We start from the raw sequence: 17,173 nt of genomic DNA, 5'->3' as shown, positions 1-17,173 counted from the left end.
AGCTTCTGGCTCTTACTGTGAAACAATTCATCGACTTCATCCCGCTTATCCTGTTTTTCATCGTCTATAAAATCAGCCCCCAAGCCGTCGACATCATGGGCCACAGCTTCATGGTAGGCGGGATTTTCAGCGCCACCGCGATGCTGATCGCCAGTTCCATCGTGGTGTACGGCATTCTTTACGTGCGTCAGGGCAAACTGGAAAAAAGCCAGTGGCTCACCCTCGCCGCCTGCCTGGTCTTCGGTAGCCTGACCCTGGCCTTCCACAGTGAAACATTCCTCAAATGGAAAGCCCCGGTGGTCAACTGGGTGTTCGCCCTGATCTTCGCCGGCAGCCACTTCATCGGCGACCGCCTGCTGATCCAGCGCATCATGGGCCACGCGCTGACGCTGCCCCAGGCCATCTGGGTCAAACTGAACATCGCCTGGATCGTGTTCTTCCTGTTCTGCGGCGCCGCCAACCTTTATGTGGCTTTCACCTACCAGGACTTCTGGGTTGACTTCAAAGTCTTCGGCAGCCTGGGCATGACCCTGATTTTCCTGATTGGCCAGGGTATTTTCCTCGCCCGTCACATGCACGATGCCGACGCATCGACGCAGCCTTCCACCAAAAAGACCGAGGACTGAAATGCTCTACGCAATCGTGGCAACAGACGTCGCCAACTCGCTGGAAAAGCGCCTGGCCGCCCGCCCTGCGCACCTTGAGCGCCTGACCGCGCTGAAAAACGAAGGCCGCATCGTGCTGGCCGGCCCGATGCCTGCCGTGGACAGCAATGACCCGGGTGCTGCGGGCTTCACCGGCAGCCTGATCGTGGCCGAGTTCGAATCCCTGAGCGCGGCTCAGTCCTGGGCCGACGCCGATCCGTACATCGCCGCGGGTGTGTACGATCACGTGGTGGTCAAGCCGTTCAAGCAAGTGCTGCCGTAAGCCCCCCTTGTGGGAGCGGGCTTGCCCGCGAAGAGGGATGTCCGGCAATGCGATGTTGTCTGGACCGCCGCCTTCGCGGGCAAGCCCGCTCCCACAGTTCGTTATTGATTCAGGATCATCGATCCCCCCGGCACTGCCCCTCCCCCACCGCTCATCATTCGCACCCACCTGCCGATATCCTGCCAAGACCAACAATAGTCAGGAGTCCAGATGCGTCCACGTCCGTGGTGTCTGCTGGCGGCCGCGCTCGCCGTCTCAGCGATGAGTCTCAACGTTCAAGCCGAAGAAACCGCTGACAGCGTCAGCCATGCGTTGCCGCTGCCCAGCACGGCCACCCAGTTGACCGAGTTGCGCCAGCGCCTGGCCGAAAGCGAGAAACAACGCGAAGAATTGACCCGCAAGCTGCAGAATGCCGACGCCGAGCGCGAAAGTATTCAGCTTGGGCGCCTGCGCCAGGAGAACCAAAGGCTTAAACTGCAGCTCAAAGAAGTACAATCGGCGATGCCTGCGCGCATGCTGACCGAGCAACAACAATGGTTCGTCACAGGGGGCGGCGTTGCAATGGTGGCCCTGCTGTGCGGTATCTTTGCCAGCGGCTGGCGTAGACAGCGTCGGCAATGGCTAAATTGAGTGAGTCATGAGCGAGCTGTTACTTATTGATGATGACCAGGAGCTGTGCGAGCTCCTGAGCAGTTGGTTGAGCCAGGAAGGCTTTCAGGTGCGGGCCTGCCACGATGGCATGAGTGCTCGCAAAGCACTGGCCGAGGCTGCGCCTGCGGCCGTGGTGCTGGACGTGATGCTGCCCGACGGCAGCGGTCTGGAGCTGCTCAAGCAATTGCGCACCGACCACCCTGACCTGCCCGTGCTGATGCTCTCGGCCCGCGGCGAACCCCTTGATCGTATCCTGGGCCTTGAGCTCGGCGCCGACGATTATCTGGCCAAGCCCTGCGATCCCCGGGAGCTGACTGCCCGCCTGCGCGCGGTGCTGCGCCGCAGCCACCCGACCGCCGTGTCCAGCCAGATCGAGCTGGGCGACCTGTGCTTCAGCCCGGCCCGTGGCGTGGTGACCATCGACGAACAGGAATTCACCCTGACCGTGTCCGAAGCGCGCCTGCTCGAGGCCCTGCTCGGCCAGCCCGGCGAGCCGCTGGACAAACAGGAACTGGCGCAATTGGCGCTGGGGCGCAAGCTGACCCTGTACGACCGCAGCCTGGACATGCATGTGAGCAACCTGCGCAAGAAGATCGGCCCCCACGCCGACGGCCGCCCGCGGATCGTGGCGCTGCGTAGCCGTGGTTACTACTACGCTCCCTAGCACCACAATCCTGTAGGAGCGCGCTTGCCCGCGACCGCATGCTGTCCGAGACGGATGTGCCGTCTGATACTCAGCGGTCGCGGGCAAGCGCGCTCCTACACGAAAGCAGCCTTGTGTCAGGTCAGTTCAAAACCCTCTTTACCCAAGCTTTACCCACGCCTGACCTCGCTTGACCTTGATCTCCATAAACTGGCCACAACCGGCACAGAGCCGGATTCGAGACAAGGAGATTCACCATGCGTAAGACTCTGATGGCTTTGATGTTCGCTGCTGCTCTGCCTACCGTTGCGATGGCCACGCCACCGGAAGGCGGTCACATGGGCGGTCCTGGCTTCGACGGCCCTGGCATGCATCATCACAAGGGCCCGTTCGACAAACTGAACCTGACCCCTGAGCAGCACCAGAAAATCGGCAAACTGATGGGCGATCAATGGCGCGGCCGTTCCGAGATCACCCAGAAATACCTGGCCAAGCTCTCGCCAGCCGACCAGAAGGCGATGAAGGATGAAATGGAGGCCAGCCGGGCTAAAACCCAGACTGACATCCGCGCCATGCTGACCCCGGATCAGCAGAAGACCTTCGACCAGATGCAGAAGGATCGCGAGCAACGCCGTGCCGACCGCGCCGAATTCGAGGCCTGGAAAGCACAGAAAGCGACCAAGACCCAGTAACCCGCAGCTGACGCGGCGTTACACTCCCCAACCCGACACGACCCCAAGCGTGTCGGGTTTTTCCAATTCAAGGGCCGCCGTCCGGGGCCCATACGAGGGCCTCACGTGCGTTCATTGTTCTGGCGAATCCTGGCGAGCTTCTGGCTCGCAATCGCGTTGGTGGCAGGTCTGTCGATCCTGCTTGGGCACATGCTCAATCAGGACGCCTGGATCCTCAGCCGCCACCCCGGCCTGCACAAGCTGCCGGAGAAATGGACGCAACTGTACGAAGAAAAAGGCCAGGACGCGGCCCAGGATTTCCTTCAGGACCTCAAGCGCAAGTACCACTTTGACGTCCAGGTGCTCAATGACAGCGGCGAGGCGGTGGTGCCCGGCACCTTCCCGATGCGCGCCGCTGCCTTCGAGGCGCGCCAGCAGAAAGACGACCAGCGACCCCTGCCCTGGCGCCGTCTGACAGCGGAATACACCAGCGAAAAAAGCGGCGAGACCTACCTGCTGATCTATCGAATCCCGCACCCGGAACTGGACGCCTGGCACCGTCAGAGCCTGATGTGGCCGCTCAGCGCGCTGGGGATCGCGCTGGTGGTGCTGACCCTGTTCAGCCTCCTGGTGACCTTCTCGATCACCCGCCCCCTTAGCCGCCTGCGCGGCGCGGTGCATGACCTGGGGCAGACCACCTATCAACAGAACAGCCTGGCGCAACTGGCCAACCGGCGGGATGAATTCGGCGTGCTGGCCCACGATTTCAACCGCATGGGCGCGCGCCTGCAAAGCCTGATCACCAGCCAGCGCCAGTTGCTGCGTGACGTGTCCCACGAGTTGCGCTCGCCACTGGCGCGGCTGCGCATCGCCCTGGCACTGGCCGAGCGCGCGGAACCAGCCGAGCGGGAAAAGCTCTGGCCGCGCCTGACCCGCGAGTGCGATCGTCTGGAGGAGTTGATCAGTGAAATCCTGGCACTGGCCCGGCTGGACGCCGACATGGGCAGCGCCGCGCCGGTGGACCTGCCGGGGCTGCTCGAACACCTGAAGGCCGAAACCGAGCTGAGCAGCACCGAGCAGACGGTGGCGGTGCACACCGAGCCCGGCGTCAGCCTGTCAGGCTGGCCGAATGTGCTGGAGCGCGCTCTGGACAACCTGCTGCGCAACGCCCTGCGTTTCAACCCGGCGGGCCAGCCCATCGAATTGACCGCCAGCATGATCGACGACGCGTTGCACATCAGCGTGCGCGATCACGGTCCGGGCGTCAGCGCAGAAAACCTGGCGCAACTGGGCGAACCCTTCTACCGCGCCCCCAACCAGACCGCGCCGGGCTACGGCCTGGGCCTGGCGATTGCCAGGCGCGCGGCGGAGAAACACGGCGGCAACCTGGTGTTCGAGAATCACCCGCAGGGCGGGTTTGTGGCGAGTATCGTCGTCCCGAACGAAACCAAGGCATAACCCCTGTAGGAGCGCGCTTGCCCGCGACTGCTGTGTGTCAGAGGGCACATTCGGCACAGACAGACCGCGGTCGCGGGCAAGCGCGCTCCTACAAAGGCGGGTGTCGGCTTTTTAGCCCTGCCACTCGCTGACGAAATCAGCGACGTCAGCCTTTGGTGCCTCGCGCGGCGGATTCAGCGGGGTGCCCAGGTACAGGAACGCGACCACTTCCTCATCGGCCGACAACCCCAGCCCCTTGGCCACCTGCGGCGAGTACGCCAGATCGCCGGTGCGCCACACCGCGCCCACGCCCATCGAGTACGCCGCCAGCAACACCCCATGAGCCGCGCAGCCTGCGGTGATGACCTGCTCTTTCTTCGGCACCTTGTAGTGATCCTGCAAACGGGCGATCACTACCACAACAAGCGGTGCGCGCAGCGGGCCCGAGCGGGCTTTCTCCAGCGCCTTCTCGTCCGCCTCGCCGCCCTTGTCGATCAGCGCCTGGGCCAGCAACTCGCCCATGCGGTTGCGCGCCTCGCCTTCCACGGTCAGGAAGCGGTAGGGCTTGAGCCCGCCATGGTCCGGCGCACGCAGGGCAGCGCTGAACAGCGCTTCACGCTGAGCGGCGTCCGGGGCCGGTTCGATCAGCCGGGGAACTGACACGCGATTGAGCAAAAGGTCGAGCGCTTGCATAAGTCGTCTCCTGAAAATGATGGGGCATTGTAGTGCCGCAAATGCATTCTTGAACTTCAATAACGAATGACAGTGGCATTTACTTACACGACTCTGGGAAATGCCTTCGGTTTACTTGCCCGGACCTGCGGGTAGAATGAGCGCCTTTCCACTACCAGATCAGAGCGACTGCATGGCGTTGCCGACCCTTCGCATCATCGGTTTCATTATCGGCATCTTCCTCATCACCCTGGCCATCGCCATGGTCATCCCGATGGCGACCCTGGTGATCTTCGACCGCACCGGCGACATGCCCTCTTTCCTCTGGTCCAGCCTGGTCACCTTCATCGCCGGTCTTGCGCTGGTCGGTCAGGGCCGCCCGGAGCACGTTCACCTGCGCCCACGGGACATGTACCTGCTGACCGTCAGCAGCTGGGTGGTGGTCTGCGTCTTCGCGGCGCTGCCCTTCCTGTTCACCCAGCACATCAGCTACACCGACTCGTTCTTCGAAAGCATGTCCGGCATCACCGCCACCGGCTCCACGGTGCTCAGCGGGCTGGACAAGATGTCGCCGGGGATCCTGATCTGGCGTTCGTTGCTGCACTGGCTCGGCGGCATCGGCTTCATCGGCATGGCGGTGGCGATTCTGCCGTTGCTGCGCATCGGCGGCATGCGGCTGTTCCAGACCGAATCTTCGGACCGCTCCGAGAAGGTCATGCCGCGCTCGCACATGGTGGCCAAGTACATCGTGCTGGTGTACGTCGGCATCACCATCCTGGGCAGTCTGGCGTTCTGGTGGGCCGGCATGAGCCTGTTCGATGCGATCAACCACGCGATGTCGGCGATCTCCACGGGCGGGTTCTCGACCTCCGACCAGTCCCTGGCCAAGTGGCCGCAACCCTCGGTGCACTGGGTGGCCGTGGTGGTGATGATCCTCGGCAGCCTGCCGTTCACCCTGTACGTCGCGACATTGCGCGGCCATCGCAAGGCGCTGATCAAGGACGAGCAGGTTCAGGGATTCATCGGGCTGTTGCTGGTCACCTGGCTGGTGATGACCCTGTGGTACTGGGCAACCACCGACCTGCCCTGGTACGACGCGCTGCGCCATGTGGCGCTCAACGTGACCTCGGTGGTGACCACCACCGGCTTTGCCCTGGGTGACTACAGCCTGTGGGGCAACTTTGCGCTGATGTTCTTTTTCTACCTGGGCTTCATCGGAGGCTGTTCGGGCTCCACCGCCGGGGGCGTGAAGGTGTTCCGTTTCCAGGTCGCCTACATCCTGCTCAAGGCCAACCTGCATCAGCTGATTCACCCCCGCGCGGTGATCCGGCAGATGTACAACGGCCATCGGCTGGACGACGAGATCGTGCGGTCGATCCTGACCTTCTCGTTCTTCTTCACCATCACCATCTGCCTGATCGCGCTGTCGTTGTCGTTGCTGGGGCTGGACTGGATGACCGCCCTGACCGGCGCCGCCAGCACCGTTTCAGGCGTGGGCCCGGGCCTTGGCGAAACCATCGGCCCGGCCGGCAATTTCTCGACCCTGCCGGATGCGGCGAAGTGGATTCTGTCGCTGGGGATGCTGCTGGGGCGGCTTGAGATCATCACCATTCTGGTGCTGTGCATCCCGGCGTTCTGGCGCCACTAACGCCGACGCCCCTGTAGGAGCGCGCTTGCCCGCGACGGCGGTGTGTCAGGCGAGGCATCGCAGTCAGGCAGACCGCCGTCGCGGGCAAGCGCGCTCCTACAGGTTTTATTGAATGGATTTCCTCACCCGATACTCCCCCGGCGTCTCATCGAACCAGCGCCGGAACGCGCGGAAGAAATTACTCGGGTCCGCGAACCCCAGGAGGTAGGCAATCTCCAGAAGCGTCATCTGCGGCTGCGCCAGGTATTGCTCGGCAAGTTCGCGCCGTGTGTCGTCGAGCAGGGCCTGGAAACTGGTGCCCTCCTCCTGCAAGCGCCGCTGCAGGGTGCGCTGTGACAGGTGCAGGCTCTGGGCGACGGCCTCCCGCTTGGGCTCACCCTGGGGCAGCAAGCGGGTCAGCACCTGGCGCGCCTGGTGCGTCACCCGGCTGCTGGCGAAGCGCGCCAGATAATCCCCGGCAAAACGGTCATGCAGCTTGGCCATGGCCTCATCGGCGGTGGGTAGCGGCGCTTCCATTTCGCTGCGGGCGAACACCAGCGCGTTGTAGGGCGCGCTGAACGTCAGAGGGGCGTGAAAGAACTTCTTGTAGGGTTCGATATTCTTGGGCTGCTCACCCTGGATCAACACCTGGCGCGGATGCAACGGCCGGCCGGTCAGCCAGCCACAGAACGCCAGCGCGAAGGCAAGCGACGCTTCGGCGCTTTGCCGGGTGGGAGGCAGCAGGTCGCCGTGCACGGTAAGAATCAGGGCATAGCCTTCAGGCAGCAGGCGAAAACTCAGGTCGGCGCTGTCAGCGATGATCCGCTGGTAACGCACCAGGCGCTCGAAGCCTTCCTTGAGGGTGCGGCTGGACATCAGCGCATAACCCGCGACGCTGAAGGACGCAGGCCGCACGACCCGGGCCATGTTCAGGCCAATCGCCGGGTTGCCGGACAATTCCACCGCGCGCTGCCAGAGGCGGGTCATGGAATCCTGGGCGAAACGCGCATCGGGGTTCTCGAGGTCGGCGTACACCAGCCCCAGTTCCTTGAACAACGCCCGGCAATCCAGACCGTCCATTTCCAGGGACTTGACGATCCCCATGGCCCAACTTGAAGAAGTCGTTTTTTCCATGCTTACGTCTTCTGACTGAAGTCGGTCGCCCCCTGCGACTGATAGCCGAAGGATACTACGTTGGCACCCATTGTCACTGATTGGCAGGTGGGGTTGGTTAAACTGTTGACTGACTCACATCCAGGAATCGAGCTGTGGATAACGTCAAGACCTTCGACCGTTTCGCCGACTTCTATCCGTACTATCTGCACGAACATTCAGACAGCACGTGCCGGCGCCTGCATTTCATCGGCACTACGCTGGTGATCGTGATTCTGGCGAGCGCTCTGTTGAGCGGCAAATGGCTGCTGCTGTGGGTGTTGCCGCTGGCGGGCTACAGCTTTGCGTGGGTCGGGCATTTCTTCTTCGAGAAGAACCGCCCGGCGACGTTCAAGCATCCCTTCTACAGCCTGCTGGGGGATTTCGTCATGTACCGGGACATGCTCAGGGGCAAGGTGCCGTTTTAACGCGCTTTTCGTAGCAGCACGGCTTGCCGGCGGGGGCGTAATTGAAATCGCTCCCGCCGGCAAGCGGAACGCCGCCCGACCGGGCTGCTACGAGACGGTCTCGCCAACCGGTTGATTCGCCTCAACGGATTTGGCCTTGACGTGCGCATCGGCCAGGCGGAACAGCTCGATGGTGCCGTCCCAATGCTCGATGAGGGCGGTGCAGGACTCGACCCAGTCACCGCAGTTCAGGTACTCGACGCCACCCACCTGACGGATTTCGGCGTGGTGAATGTGCCCGCAGACCACCCCGTCCAGCCCCCGCTTCACGCATTCGTGAGCGATGGCTTCTTCGAAGTCGCTGATGAAGTTCACCGCCGTCTTGACCTTGTGCTTCAGGTACGCCGACAACGACCAGTAACCCTTGCCGTACTTGGCGCGCCAATGGTTGAGCCAGCGGTTGAGGGTCAGGGTGAATTCGTAGGCCGAGTCCCCCAGGAATGCCAGCCAGCGGTGATAGCGGGTGATGACATCGAACTGGTCGCCGTGGATCACCAGCAGACGGCGGCCGTCGGCGGTGACGTGCTCGGCTTCGTCCACCAGCTGGATATTGCCCAGGATCAGCTTGGAGTAGCGACGCAGGAATTCGTCGTGGTTGCCAGTGACGTAGATCACCTCGGTGCCGCGCTTGCTCATGGTCAGCAGCCGGCGGATGACGTTGGTGTGCGCCTGGGGCCAGTACATGCCGCCGCGCAGCTTCCAGCCGTCAATGATATCGCCGACCAGATAGATCCTGTCGGCATGATATTGCTTGAGAAATGCGGACAGGTGCTCGGCCTGGCAATCCCGGGTGCCCAGATGCACGTCGGAGATCCACAAGGTCCGGACACGTTGTTTACGACTGGGTTTCGCGTTCTCGGCAATGCTCATGGATAGCCTCCGCTCGGGTTTCCACAAGGGTGGACCGGGTCGGTGAACCGAACATGACGAGGATGTTGAAATTTAATGACATGATTCAACGCCACCACACCCGACCGTAGCAGCACGGCTTGCCGGCGGGAGCGTTGTGTCAGACGGCGCATTCGTCATAGACACACCGCCCCGCCGGCAAGCCGTGCTGCTACGGAGGTATTACCGCGTCTCAGGTCAACACAAACTCCACCGGCTCAAGCACAGGCGGCAATGGCTGCACGCCCAGGGCATCGAGGATATCGCGCTCGATCACCCGCACCAGCGCGTCCAGCGGCAAGTCGTTTTCGTCGTAGCCGAACGGGTCTTCCAGTTCGTTGCCAATCGCGTCCAGGCCAAAGAATGTGTAGCTGACGATGGCCATGAACAGCGGCGTCATCCAGCCCAGCGGCTCGGCCATGGCGAAGGGCAGCAGGATGCAGAACAGATAGATGGTGCGGTGCAGCAGCAAGGTGTAGGGAAATGGCAGCGGCGTGTTCTTGATCCGGTCGCAGGTGGTCAGCGCCCGGCTCATCACGCTCAGGTGATTGGCCAGCAGCGTATAGCGCCATTCGCTGATCTGCCCCGCCTCGCTCGCCTCGGAACACTGCCGCCCGACGTCGCGCAGCACGATGTCACAGCAATTGGCCCGGTTCAGGGCTGGCAACTGACTGACCCAGGGGGCCATGGCCTTTCGCGCATCCTGGCAGCGCAATGCGGCGTTCAGGCCGTGGGCGAAGCCGCACAGGTCACGCAGGATGGTTGCGCGAGCGCCGTCATCCTTGATTGCCTGGGTCTCGCGAATGATCGAGCGGGTCTCGGTGATGATGTCGCCCCAGGCCTTGCGCGCCTCGTACCAGCGGTCATAGCAGGCGTTGTTGCGAAAGCTCATGAAGATCGACAGCGACAGGCCCAGCAAGGTGAACGGCGTGGCGCTGACCTTGGCGAAGTAGTCCGGGTGCAGGCTTTCGATCAACACGATACCCGCCGCCAGCAAGGTCACCAGCAGGCTGCGACCGGCGATGCGACGGGCAATCGAGCCCTTGAGGGTCGAGAGCACGTTGAGCAGGTTGGGATGGGGGCGAACGATCATGGCGCGGTGCTCGGTTCAGCTGTCAGGGCTGCTCGTGCGGTCATTGTGGCCTAGATCGCGGTCCGGATCGATCCGGTCCCGCACCCGCTGCTTGAGCACCTTGGCCTCGGGGAAGCCGCCATCGGCCTTGCGCTCCCAGATCTGCACCTCATCGCAGGTGATCCGGAACACGCCGCCGGTGCCCGGCACCAGCGAAACCTTGCCCAGATCGTCGCCAAAGGTGCTGAGCAGTTCCTGCGCAAGCCAGGCTGCACGCAACAGCCATTGGCATTGCGTGCAGTAGGTGATGGTGATTTCCGCCTTGGTGGTCATGGCTCAGCCCAGCCCTGCCAGCAGGTCGCGAGCGGTCTGTTGCGGGCCGTCGTCGGATTCGTCGATCACTTCCTGCAACAGGCGGCGGGCTTCTTCGATGTTACCGTCGTCGATCAGCACCTGGGCTTCGTTGATCTTGCTCAGGGGCTCCTCGTCCAGATCCATGAGGTCGAACTCGGTGTCGTCGGTCATGAAGCTGTCGAGAAACGCGTCGTCGAGCTGGTCGCTCTGGCTCTGGACCAGGGAATCGACGTGGCTTTCAGGCTCATCGGGAAGGTCGAAGGTCATCTCGATTTCTTCCGGCGCGGCCTCTTCTTCAGCGAAGTCACTGAGGAATTGCTCTTCCGGCATCTCGAAGACTTCCGGCAACTCGGTCAGGTTCGAGGCGAACGCCGGATCCACCGCAGGCGGTGCCTCTGGCGCGGCCTTGCGTGGGGGTGGGGCGCTTTCGAACGGGTCGACCAGGTCCCAATCGGCGTCCATCGACAAGTCGTCCAGGTTGAGCTGGAAGTCGTCGGCCGGTGCCGGGTTGAGTGATGCCGCAGCGTTCTCGTCCAGTTGGCTGGCCGGGGTGCTGCTGGCGGCTGCCGCAGCGGCGACGGTCGCAGCCCCCGCCACCACTGCCGCGGCAACCGGTGGCTGCACCGGGGCCGGGGCGGCGGGCGCAGGTTCCACCTTGAGTTTTGGGTAGCGGCTGCGGATTTCAGCGAGTTTCTCGGCTTCGATGCCGTGGTCAAGCAGCACTTTCTCCTCGGCGTTGAAGCCTTCGAGATCGCCCTGCTCGCCCAGCAACTCAAGAATACGCAGGCGTACGTCGGTGCGTTGCGGCTGCTTGTCCAGAGCGTCGCGCAGGATCGCCAGCGCCTCGGCAAACCGGCCGTAGGCGATGTAGATGCTGGCGCCATCGAGGGCGTCGGTCGCAGCCCCTGCCAGACGCTGGCCCGACGAGCTGGCAGCAGGCGCCGGGCTGGGGGCGCTCGGCGACACGGACGGCACTTCGTAGACCGGGGTGACGGTTGCCTGGGCAGGCTTGAGGATCGGCTCGGCCGGCTCTGGCTGCAGGGCCAACTGGTTCTTGATGCGGTTGCGTCGAACGGACCAGGCCAGCGCCAGCAGCAACGCCAGGACCAGCAGGGCGGCCAGGATAATGGGCCATGGCAGACCGTCATCCTGCACAGGCTGAACCGGCGCAGGGGCGGCCACTGGCGCAGGGGCGGTGGCCGCAGGCTCGGTCTTCTGCACGGGCGCGGCAGGGGCTGGTGCCGGAGCAGGCCGGGAAGCCAGCGCCTTCATTTCAGCCAGTTGGGTCTGCAGCTCGATGATCTGCTTGTCTTTGCCCGCCTCGTCTTCGGCGGCTTTCTGCGCCTGATCCTTGAGCTCATCGACGGTCTTGCTGAGCTGCTGGTTCTGCAGCGCAGTGGCCGACAGTTGCTCGGCAGGGCTTGGCGTGCCCGCAGTTGGCGCGGCAGGACTCGAGGGTGCAGATGGTGCAGTCGCAGCGCCGGCAGGCACGCCTGCAGCCTTGGGTTCCAGGGCGCTGTCGGGAAGCAACAGGCTCTGGCCGACCTTCAACTGGCTGCGCTCGCCATTGGGGAAGGCTTGCGGGTTGAGTGCCTGGATGCCGCTGATCAGCTCTGCGGGGCTGGCCTTGCTGCCGGGCGCCTGCACGTGACGGGCGATTCCGGCCAGGGTGTCACCGGAAACCACGGTGTAATGCTTGCCCTGGACGGCCTTGGGCGGCGCCACGGGAAGCCGCGAGCCATCGTTCCTCGGCCCGGCGGCTGGGGATTGGGCACGGCTGCGGGTGGCCGCAAGACCGGTTGGCGAGTTGGGCGGGTCGAGCAGCACGGTGTATTCGCGCAGTTGATCGCCGCTGGGGCGGACCAGGCGCACGACAAAATCCATGTACGGCTCGGTCACCGCCTTGCGCGACTCGACATGGACCACAGCACGATTGCCCCGGATCACCGGGGTGAAGCGCAGATCGTTGAGGAAGAACACGCGCTCCACGCCGGCCTTGGCGAAGGCGTCGGCAGGTGCAAGCGCCACGACGATTTCGTCAGGGCTCAGCCCCGCTGCTTCGATCAGCTCGATATCCGCGTTGAATGGCTGCCCCAGCGCCGAGTGCAGGGTCATCTCCCCCAGCCCCAACGCTGCCGCCATGGAGGTGTGCAGCATGGACGCCGAGGCCACGGCCAATGTCAGCAATCCTGTGCGCAGACCCGACTGAACGCGAAATGGAAGGTAACTCCCGCGCCGACTACCGGCCTGAAAACTCTTCAGCATGCGAACCCTTATGAGGCAGGCTTCCCTGCAAATGCGTTGTACGAACACCCTGTCGGGGTCAAACCAGTATGGCTGCAAATAGAACAGGATGTTTCCACAGGTTCAACGTTTTATTGCAGGCATTGAGCCACAACGTCAGGATTTTTCCAGATTGTCGAGAATAGTCTGGTGCACACGCATGGCCACGCGCAGGTCTTCTTCATCTATACCGACGAACAATTCATGCCGCAGGGCGGTGGCGATGGTCTCGATTTTTTCGATAAGAGGGCGAGCCGTGTCGCTGAGCAGGATTTTTTTCGCCCGGCGGTCTTCGATAACCGCTTGACGGCGGACCAGGCCCTGGTTCTCCAGACTGTCCAGCAGCCGGGCCAGGGTCGGGCCTTCCACACCGACGCTTTGCGCCAGCTCACGCTGGGTCGGCGGCGTCTTGAAGCGCGCCAGATGAAGCAGGACCAGCCAACGGGCCTGGGACAACCCAAGATCGGCCAGACGGCGGTCCAGCTCGGCACGCCAGCCCCGGGACATATGGGCCAGCTGCATGCCAAAGCGATGTTCTTCTGTTAACGGCATAGGTAACTCGATGGTTAAAGGCTAATCCTAATTAATAGGCAGCTAACCATGGAGCTTGTGACGAGGCAAGTGTCGGGGTGTGGTGTTTCGTCGCACAGCGCCGGGGTAGACCGGAATGCGGCGGGTTTGGCGTTATCTGCCTGGCCCCGCCCCGTAGCAGCGCGGCTTGCCGGCGGGAGCGGTGTGTCTGTGACGAATGTGCCGTCTGACACGCCGCCCCGCCGGCAAGCCGTGCTGCTACGGGAACTGCGCCAGCAATGACGCTTTCAATCAGACTTCGAACTCAGACTGCAACGCCGCACGCACGCAATACAGCACGCCTTCCGGCACCCGGCCGGTGAACATCTCGGCGATGGCGGCCACTGGCGGCAGTTCGCCTTCGCCGTCGAGGAAGGCGTCCTGGATTTCGCTCAGCAGTTCTTCGGGCAGATCCAGTGCCTGCTCCAGCGACAACTGCTGCTTGCCGATGGCTTCGGCGAGCATTGTGTAGACGTTCTTCTCCGTGCACTGCAATTGCCCGGCGATCTGCGCAGGGGTCATGCCGGCGCGGGCCAGGCTGATGAGTTCGTGACGCAGGTCGGTGACCACCCGTGGCGCAGGCGCCGCACCGCCGAGCACTTCCAGGAATGCCTCGCCGTAACGCTCCAGCTTGCGCGCGCCGACGCCGCTGACCCGGCCCATCTCGGCCATGGTGCCGGGCTGGCTGCGCAGCATTTCCAGCAGGGTCGAGTCGGGGAAGATGACGTAAGGCGGCACGCCGTGCTCTTCGGCCAGCTTGCGGCGCAAGGCCCGCAGAGCTTCCCACTGCTCGCGCTCTTCGCCGCGCACCAGTTGGCTCGCCGGGCTGCCGGAGGCCTTGGGCGTGGTCTGTGGCTTGAGGTCGCGGCGCAGTTGCAGGGTGACTTCGCCACGCAACAAGGGGCGGCAGGTGTCGCTCAATCGAAGGCCGCCGTAGCCTTCGAGATCGGTATCGGCAAGACCACGGGCCACCAACTGGCGGAACAGCGAGCGCCATTCGCCCTCACTGCGCCCCTTGCCTACGCCGAACACCGCCAGCTTCTGATGACCGAAGCTCTGCACCTTGTCGTTTTCCTTGCCCAGCAACACGTCCACCAGGTGGCCGACGCCATAACGCTGGCCGGTTCGATAGATGGCCGACAACGCCTGGCGCGCGGCCTCGGTGGCATCCCAGGTCTGCACGCCATCGACGCAGTTGTCGCAATGCCCACAGGGGTTGGGCATGTCTTCGTCGAAATAGGCCAGCAGCGCCTGACGCCGGCAACGGGTTTCTTCGCACAGCGACAGCATGGCATCGAGCTTGTGCTGCTCGACGCGCTTGTGGCGCTCGTCACCCTCGGAGTTCTGCAGCATCTGCTTGAGCATCACCACGTCCTGCAGGCCGTAGGCCATCCAGGCATCGGCAGGCAGACCGTCGCGCCCTGCCCGGCCGGTTTCCTGGTAGTAGGCTTCCAGCGACTTGGGCAGGTCCATGTGCGCAACGAACCGCACGTTGGGTTTGTCGATGCCCATGCCGAAGGCAATGGTGGCGACCATGATCAGGCCTTCCTCGTTGAGGAAGCGGCGCTGATTCTCGGCGCGGGTGTCGATGGGCAATCCGGCGTGATAGGGCAATGCGGGGTAGCCGTTGTCGCTCAGGAATGCCGCGGTTTCCTCGACCTTCTTGCGCGACAGGCAGTAGACGATGCCCGCATCGCTGCGCCGCTCGGACAGGAACGCCAGCAACTGTTTGCGCGGCTGCTCCTTGGGCACGATGCGGTAGAAGATGTTGGGGCGGTCGAAGCTCGACAGGAAACGCTCGGCGTTCTGCAAATGCAGGCGCGTGACGATTTCCTCGCGGGTGCGCTTGTCGGCGGTGGCCGTCAGGGCGATGCGCGGCACATCGGGAAACAGTTCGGCCAACTGGCCCAGTTGCAGGTATTCAGGGCGGAAATCGTGGCCCCATTGCGATACGCAGTGGGCTTCGTCGATGGCGAACAGGGCAATCTTGAGGTTCTGCAGAAACGCCAGCATGCGCGGCTGAACCAGGCGCTCGGGCGCCAGATACAGCATCTTCACTTCACCCAGGCGAATCCGGTTGGCCAGGTCACGCTGTTGTTCGGCGCTGAGCGTGGAGTTCAGCGCGGCGGCCGACACACCCAGTTCGTCGAGGGTCGCGACCTGGTCGTCCATCAGCGCAATCAGCGGCGACACGACCACCGCCAGGCCATCGCGCAGCAGCCCCGGCACCTGGAAACACAGGGATTTGCCGCCGCCGGTAGGCATCAGCACCAGGGCATCGCCCCCGCTGGCCACGCGCTCGATAATGGCACCCTGGCGACCACGGAAGCTGTCGTAGCCGAAGATGTCTTTAAGTACGCGTTGAGCCTGGTCGAGCATAGATACCCCGGATGGTGCCACTACAGCGGATGAACAGTCGCTGTGAAAATCGCAAAGCGCGGCAGTATACCGGAGCGCCCGGACAGATAGGACAGTCGTGACACGAGCGGTCGAAATTCATCGCAATCGGGCCTGGATGGCCCTCTTCGCTGGCATCTGGCGCCCTCAGGGCCTAGAATTCAGCATCGTTTATTTCCAAGGTAGTCCTTCAATGTCCTTCGCTGAGCAATTACACCGCCTGCAAGCCTTCCTCGACGCCGACGAGCTGCATGACGAAGCGCTGGACTATGTAGCCGCCCACGGCTACCTGACCGCGCTGTCGATCTGCTCTGAAGTAGTGCCGGACCGCGAGTGGATCGACGCCCTGTTCGCCGAGCCGCCGCACTACAATGACGCGGCCCAGCGCGAGGAAATCGAATCCACCCTGGTGCTGCTCAAGGCGCACATCGCACGTCAACTGGCCTCGGACGAAGAGTTCGAACTGCCATGCGACCTGGACCTGGGCGACGATCCGGACGACTCTGAACTGCGCGGCTGGTGCATCGGCTTCATGGAAGGCGTGTTCCTGCGTGAAGCGGTATGGTTCGAGAATGACGAGGAAGAAGTCAGCGAAATGCTGCTGCCGATCATGGTCGGTTCCGGTCTGTTCGACGAGCAGCCCGAGTTCTCGGACATCGCAGCCGATGCGAATCTGATGGACGACATGATCGTGCAGATCCCGGAAGCGCTGTCCGCGCTGTTCCTGCTGCTGCACGCGCCGGACGAAAAACCGGCAATCCTCAAGCCGCGCCACCACTGAGTGGGCGCCTATGGCGCACGGCGGTTCAGGTAATTCCTCTCCACGTACGAGTCGTTCGCGGCTCGTGCGCTATCTGTTGCAGGGCATCGGCTGGCTGAGCGTGGCGCTGGGGGTGATCGGGATTTTTCTTCCGGTATTGCCGACCACGCCTTTTCTGCTGCTGGCCGCCGCCTGTTTTGCCCGCAGTTCTCCGCGTTTCTATCACTGGCTGGTCGAGCATCCCAGGCTTGGCCCGTGGATTCGCGGGTACCTGGACGGTGAAGGCATTCCCCTCAAGGGCAAGGTATACGCCATCGGGCTGATGTGGATCAGCATCGGGTTTTCCTGCTGGCTGGTGCCGCTGGTGTGGGCCCGCGGGTTCATGCTGGTCTGCGCGGTGGGCGTGACGGTTTACATCTTGCGCCAGCCTACGTTGAAGCGCTGATACGGGTAAAAGCAAAATCCCCTGAAACACAACACCGACCGTAGCAGCACGGCTTGCCGGCGGGCTGATCTCCAGGCAGCCGTCGCGGGCAAGCGCGCTCCTACAGGATTGGGGTGAATCCCATTTTCTCACCATACCCGACATCCGTAGCAGCACG

At 63.2% G+C, this 17,173-nt stretch carries 18 protein-coding genes; 10 read left to right on the top strand and 8 right to left on the bottom strand.

Going from position 1 to position 17,173, the window contains the following annotated elements; genetic code table 11:
- Nucleotides 1–17 precede the first annotated feature (17 nt).
- The 6 genes from ACIPO9_RS16910 to ACIPO9_RS16885 all read left to right on the top strand — a co-directional run bounded on the left by ACIPO9_RS16910 (nt 18) and on the right by ACIPO9_RS16885 (nt 4,350).
- Nucleotides 18–626, top strand: coding sequence for a septation protein A (locus tag ACIPO9_RS16910; protein ID WP_274134487.1), 609 nt, complete (start codon nt 18–20; stop codon nt 624–626).
- A 1-nt stretch (nt 627) separates the two neighbouring features.
- Entirely contained in the window at nt 628–927 is a 300-nt protein-coding gene (locus ACIPO9_RS16905) for a YciI family protein (protein ID WP_400610078.1), read from the top strand.
- Nucleotides 928–1,137: 210 nt separating this feature from the next.
- Complete coding sequence (locus tag ACIPO9_RS16900) at nt 1,138–1,557, top strand: translation initiation factor 2 (protein WP_400782228.1); 420 nt, start codon at nt 1,138–1,140, stop codon at nt 1,555–1,557.
- 7 nt (nt 1,558–1,564) lie between these two features.
- Entirely contained in the window at nt 1,565–2,242 is a 678-nt protein-coding gene (locus ACIPO9_RS16895; RefSeq protein ID WP_400782225.1) for a response regulator transcription factor, read from the top strand.
- 236 nt (nt 2,243–2,478) lie between these two features.
- Nucleotides 2,479–2,913, top strand: a complete 435-nt coding sequence (locus tag ACIPO9_RS16890) for a Spy/CpxP family protein refolding chaperone (protein ID WP_400782223.1) — start codon at nt 2,479–2,481, stop codon at nt 2,911–2,913.
- 105 nt (nt 2,914–3,018) lie between these two features.
- A complete protein-coding gene (locus tag ACIPO9_RS16885) occupies nt 3,019–4,350 on the top strand; it encodes a sensor histidine kinase (RefSeq protein WP_400782220.1) in 1,332 nt (443 codons plus the stop codon).
- 111 nt (nt 4,351–4,461) lie between these two features.
- Here the strand turns inward: ACIPO9_RS16885 and ACIPO9_RS16880 are convergent, their stop codons facing one another.
- Complete coding sequence (locus tag ACIPO9_RS16880; RefSeq protein ID WP_400782218.1) at nt 4,462–5,022, bottom strand: nitroreductase family protein; 561 nt, start codon at nt 5,020–5,022, stop codon at nt 4,462–4,464.
- Nucleotides 5,023–5,194: 172 nt separating this feature from the next.
- On the opposite strand from ACIPO9_RS16880, the gene ACIPO9_RS16875 reads away from it, so the two are divergent.
- Nucleotides 5,195–6,649 carry a TrkH family potassium uptake protein gene (locus tag ACIPO9_RS16875; RefSeq protein ID WP_400782215.1) on the top strand — a complete coding sequence of 485 codons (1,455 nt, stop codon included), beginning with the start codon at nt 5,195–5,197 and terminating at the stop codon, nt 6,647–6,649.
- 105 nt (nt 6,650–6,754) lie between these two features.
- On the opposite strand, the gene ACIPO9_RS16870 is transcribed toward ACIPO9_RS16875, so the two are convergent.
- A complete protein-coding gene (locus ACIPO9_RS16870; RefSeq protein ID WP_400782214.1) occupies nt 6,755–7,762 on the bottom strand; it encodes an AraC family transcriptional regulator in 1,008 nt (335 codons plus the stop codon).
- 134 nt (nt 7,763–7,896) lie between these two features.
- Here ACIPO9_RS16870 and ACIPO9_RS16865 point away from each other — a divergent pair, with 134 nt between their 5' ends.
- Complete coding sequence (locus tag ACIPO9_RS16865) at nt 7,897–8,208, top strand: Mpo1-like protein (RefSeq protein WP_400782211.1); 312 nt, start codon at nt 7,897–7,899, stop codon at nt 8,206–8,208.
- 87 nt (nt 8,209–8,295) lie between these two features.
- On the opposite strand, the gene ACIPO9_RS16860 is transcribed toward ACIPO9_RS16865, so the two are convergent.
- The 6 genes from ACIPO9_RS16860 to recQ all read right to left on the bottom strand — a co-directional run bounded on the left by ACIPO9_RS16860 (nt 8,296) and on the right by recQ (nt 15,793).
- On the bottom strand, nt 8,296–9,117 hold the full coding sequence (locus tag ACIPO9_RS16860; protein WP_274134472.1) for a UDP-2,3-diacylglucosamine diphosphatase: 822 nt from the start codon (nt 9,115–9,117) through the stop codon (nt 8,296–8,298).
- 211 nt (nt 9,118–9,328) lie between these two features.
- Nucleotides 9,329–10,228, bottom strand: coding sequence for a bestrophin family protein (locus tag ACIPO9_RS16855; RefSeq protein ID WP_400610066.1), 900 nt, complete (start codon nt 10,226–10,228; stop codon nt 9,329–9,331).
- A 15-nt stretch (nt 10,229–10,243) separates the two neighbouring features.
- The gene (locus ACIPO9_RS16850) at nt 10,244–10,540 is read right to left on the bottom strand and encodes a SelT/SelW/SelH family protein (RefSeq protein WP_274134469.1); all 297 of its coding nucleotides are present in this window, start codon (nt 10,538–10,540) and stop codon (nt 10,244–10,246) included.
- Between the two features lie 3 nt (nt 10,541–10,543).
- Nucleotides 10,544–12,733, bottom strand: a complete 2,190-nt coding sequence (locus ACIPO9_RS16845; RefSeq protein ID WP_400782493.1) for a FimV/HubP family polar landmark protein — start codon at nt 12,731–12,733, stop codon at nt 10,544–10,546.
- A gap of 228 nt (nt 12,734–12,961) precedes the next feature.
- Entirely contained in the window at nt 12,962–13,396 is a 435-nt protein-coding gene (locus ACIPO9_RS16840; protein WP_400782210.1) for a MarR family transcriptional regulator, read from the bottom strand.
- Between the two features lie 270 nt (nt 13,397–13,666).
- Nucleotides 13,667–15,793, bottom strand: a complete 2,127-nt coding sequence (recQ, locus tag ACIPO9_RS16835; RefSeq protein WP_274134467.1) for a DNA helicase RecQ — start codon at nt 15,791–15,793, stop codon at nt 13,667–13,669.
- 211 nt (nt 15,794–16,004) lie between these two features.
- Here recQ and ACIPO9_RS16830 point away from each other — a divergent pair, with 211 nt between their 5' ends.
- Nucleotides 16,005–16,592, top strand: a complete 588-nt coding sequence (locus ACIPO9_RS16830) for a YecA family protein (protein ID WP_274134466.1) — start codon at nt 16,005–16,007, stop codon at nt 16,590–16,592.
- A gap of 10 nt (nt 16,593–16,602) precedes the next feature.
- Entirely contained in the window at nt 16,603–17,016 is a 414-nt protein-coding gene (locus tag ACIPO9_RS16825; protein WP_400782206.1) for a YbaN family protein, read from the top strand.
- Nucleotides 17,017–17,173: the final 157 nt, after the last annotated feature.

The sequence above is a fragment of the Pseudomonas sp. NPDC090203 genome (assembly GCF_044746765.1).
Classification (GTDB): domain Bacteria; phylum Pseudomonadota; class Gammaproteobacteria; order Pseudomonadales; family Pseudomonadaceae; genus Aquipseudomonas; species Aquipseudomonas putida_AD.
The sequence above is the reverse complement of the archived record's forward strand: the minus strand, read 5'-3'. Positions and strand labels throughout refer to the sequence as shown.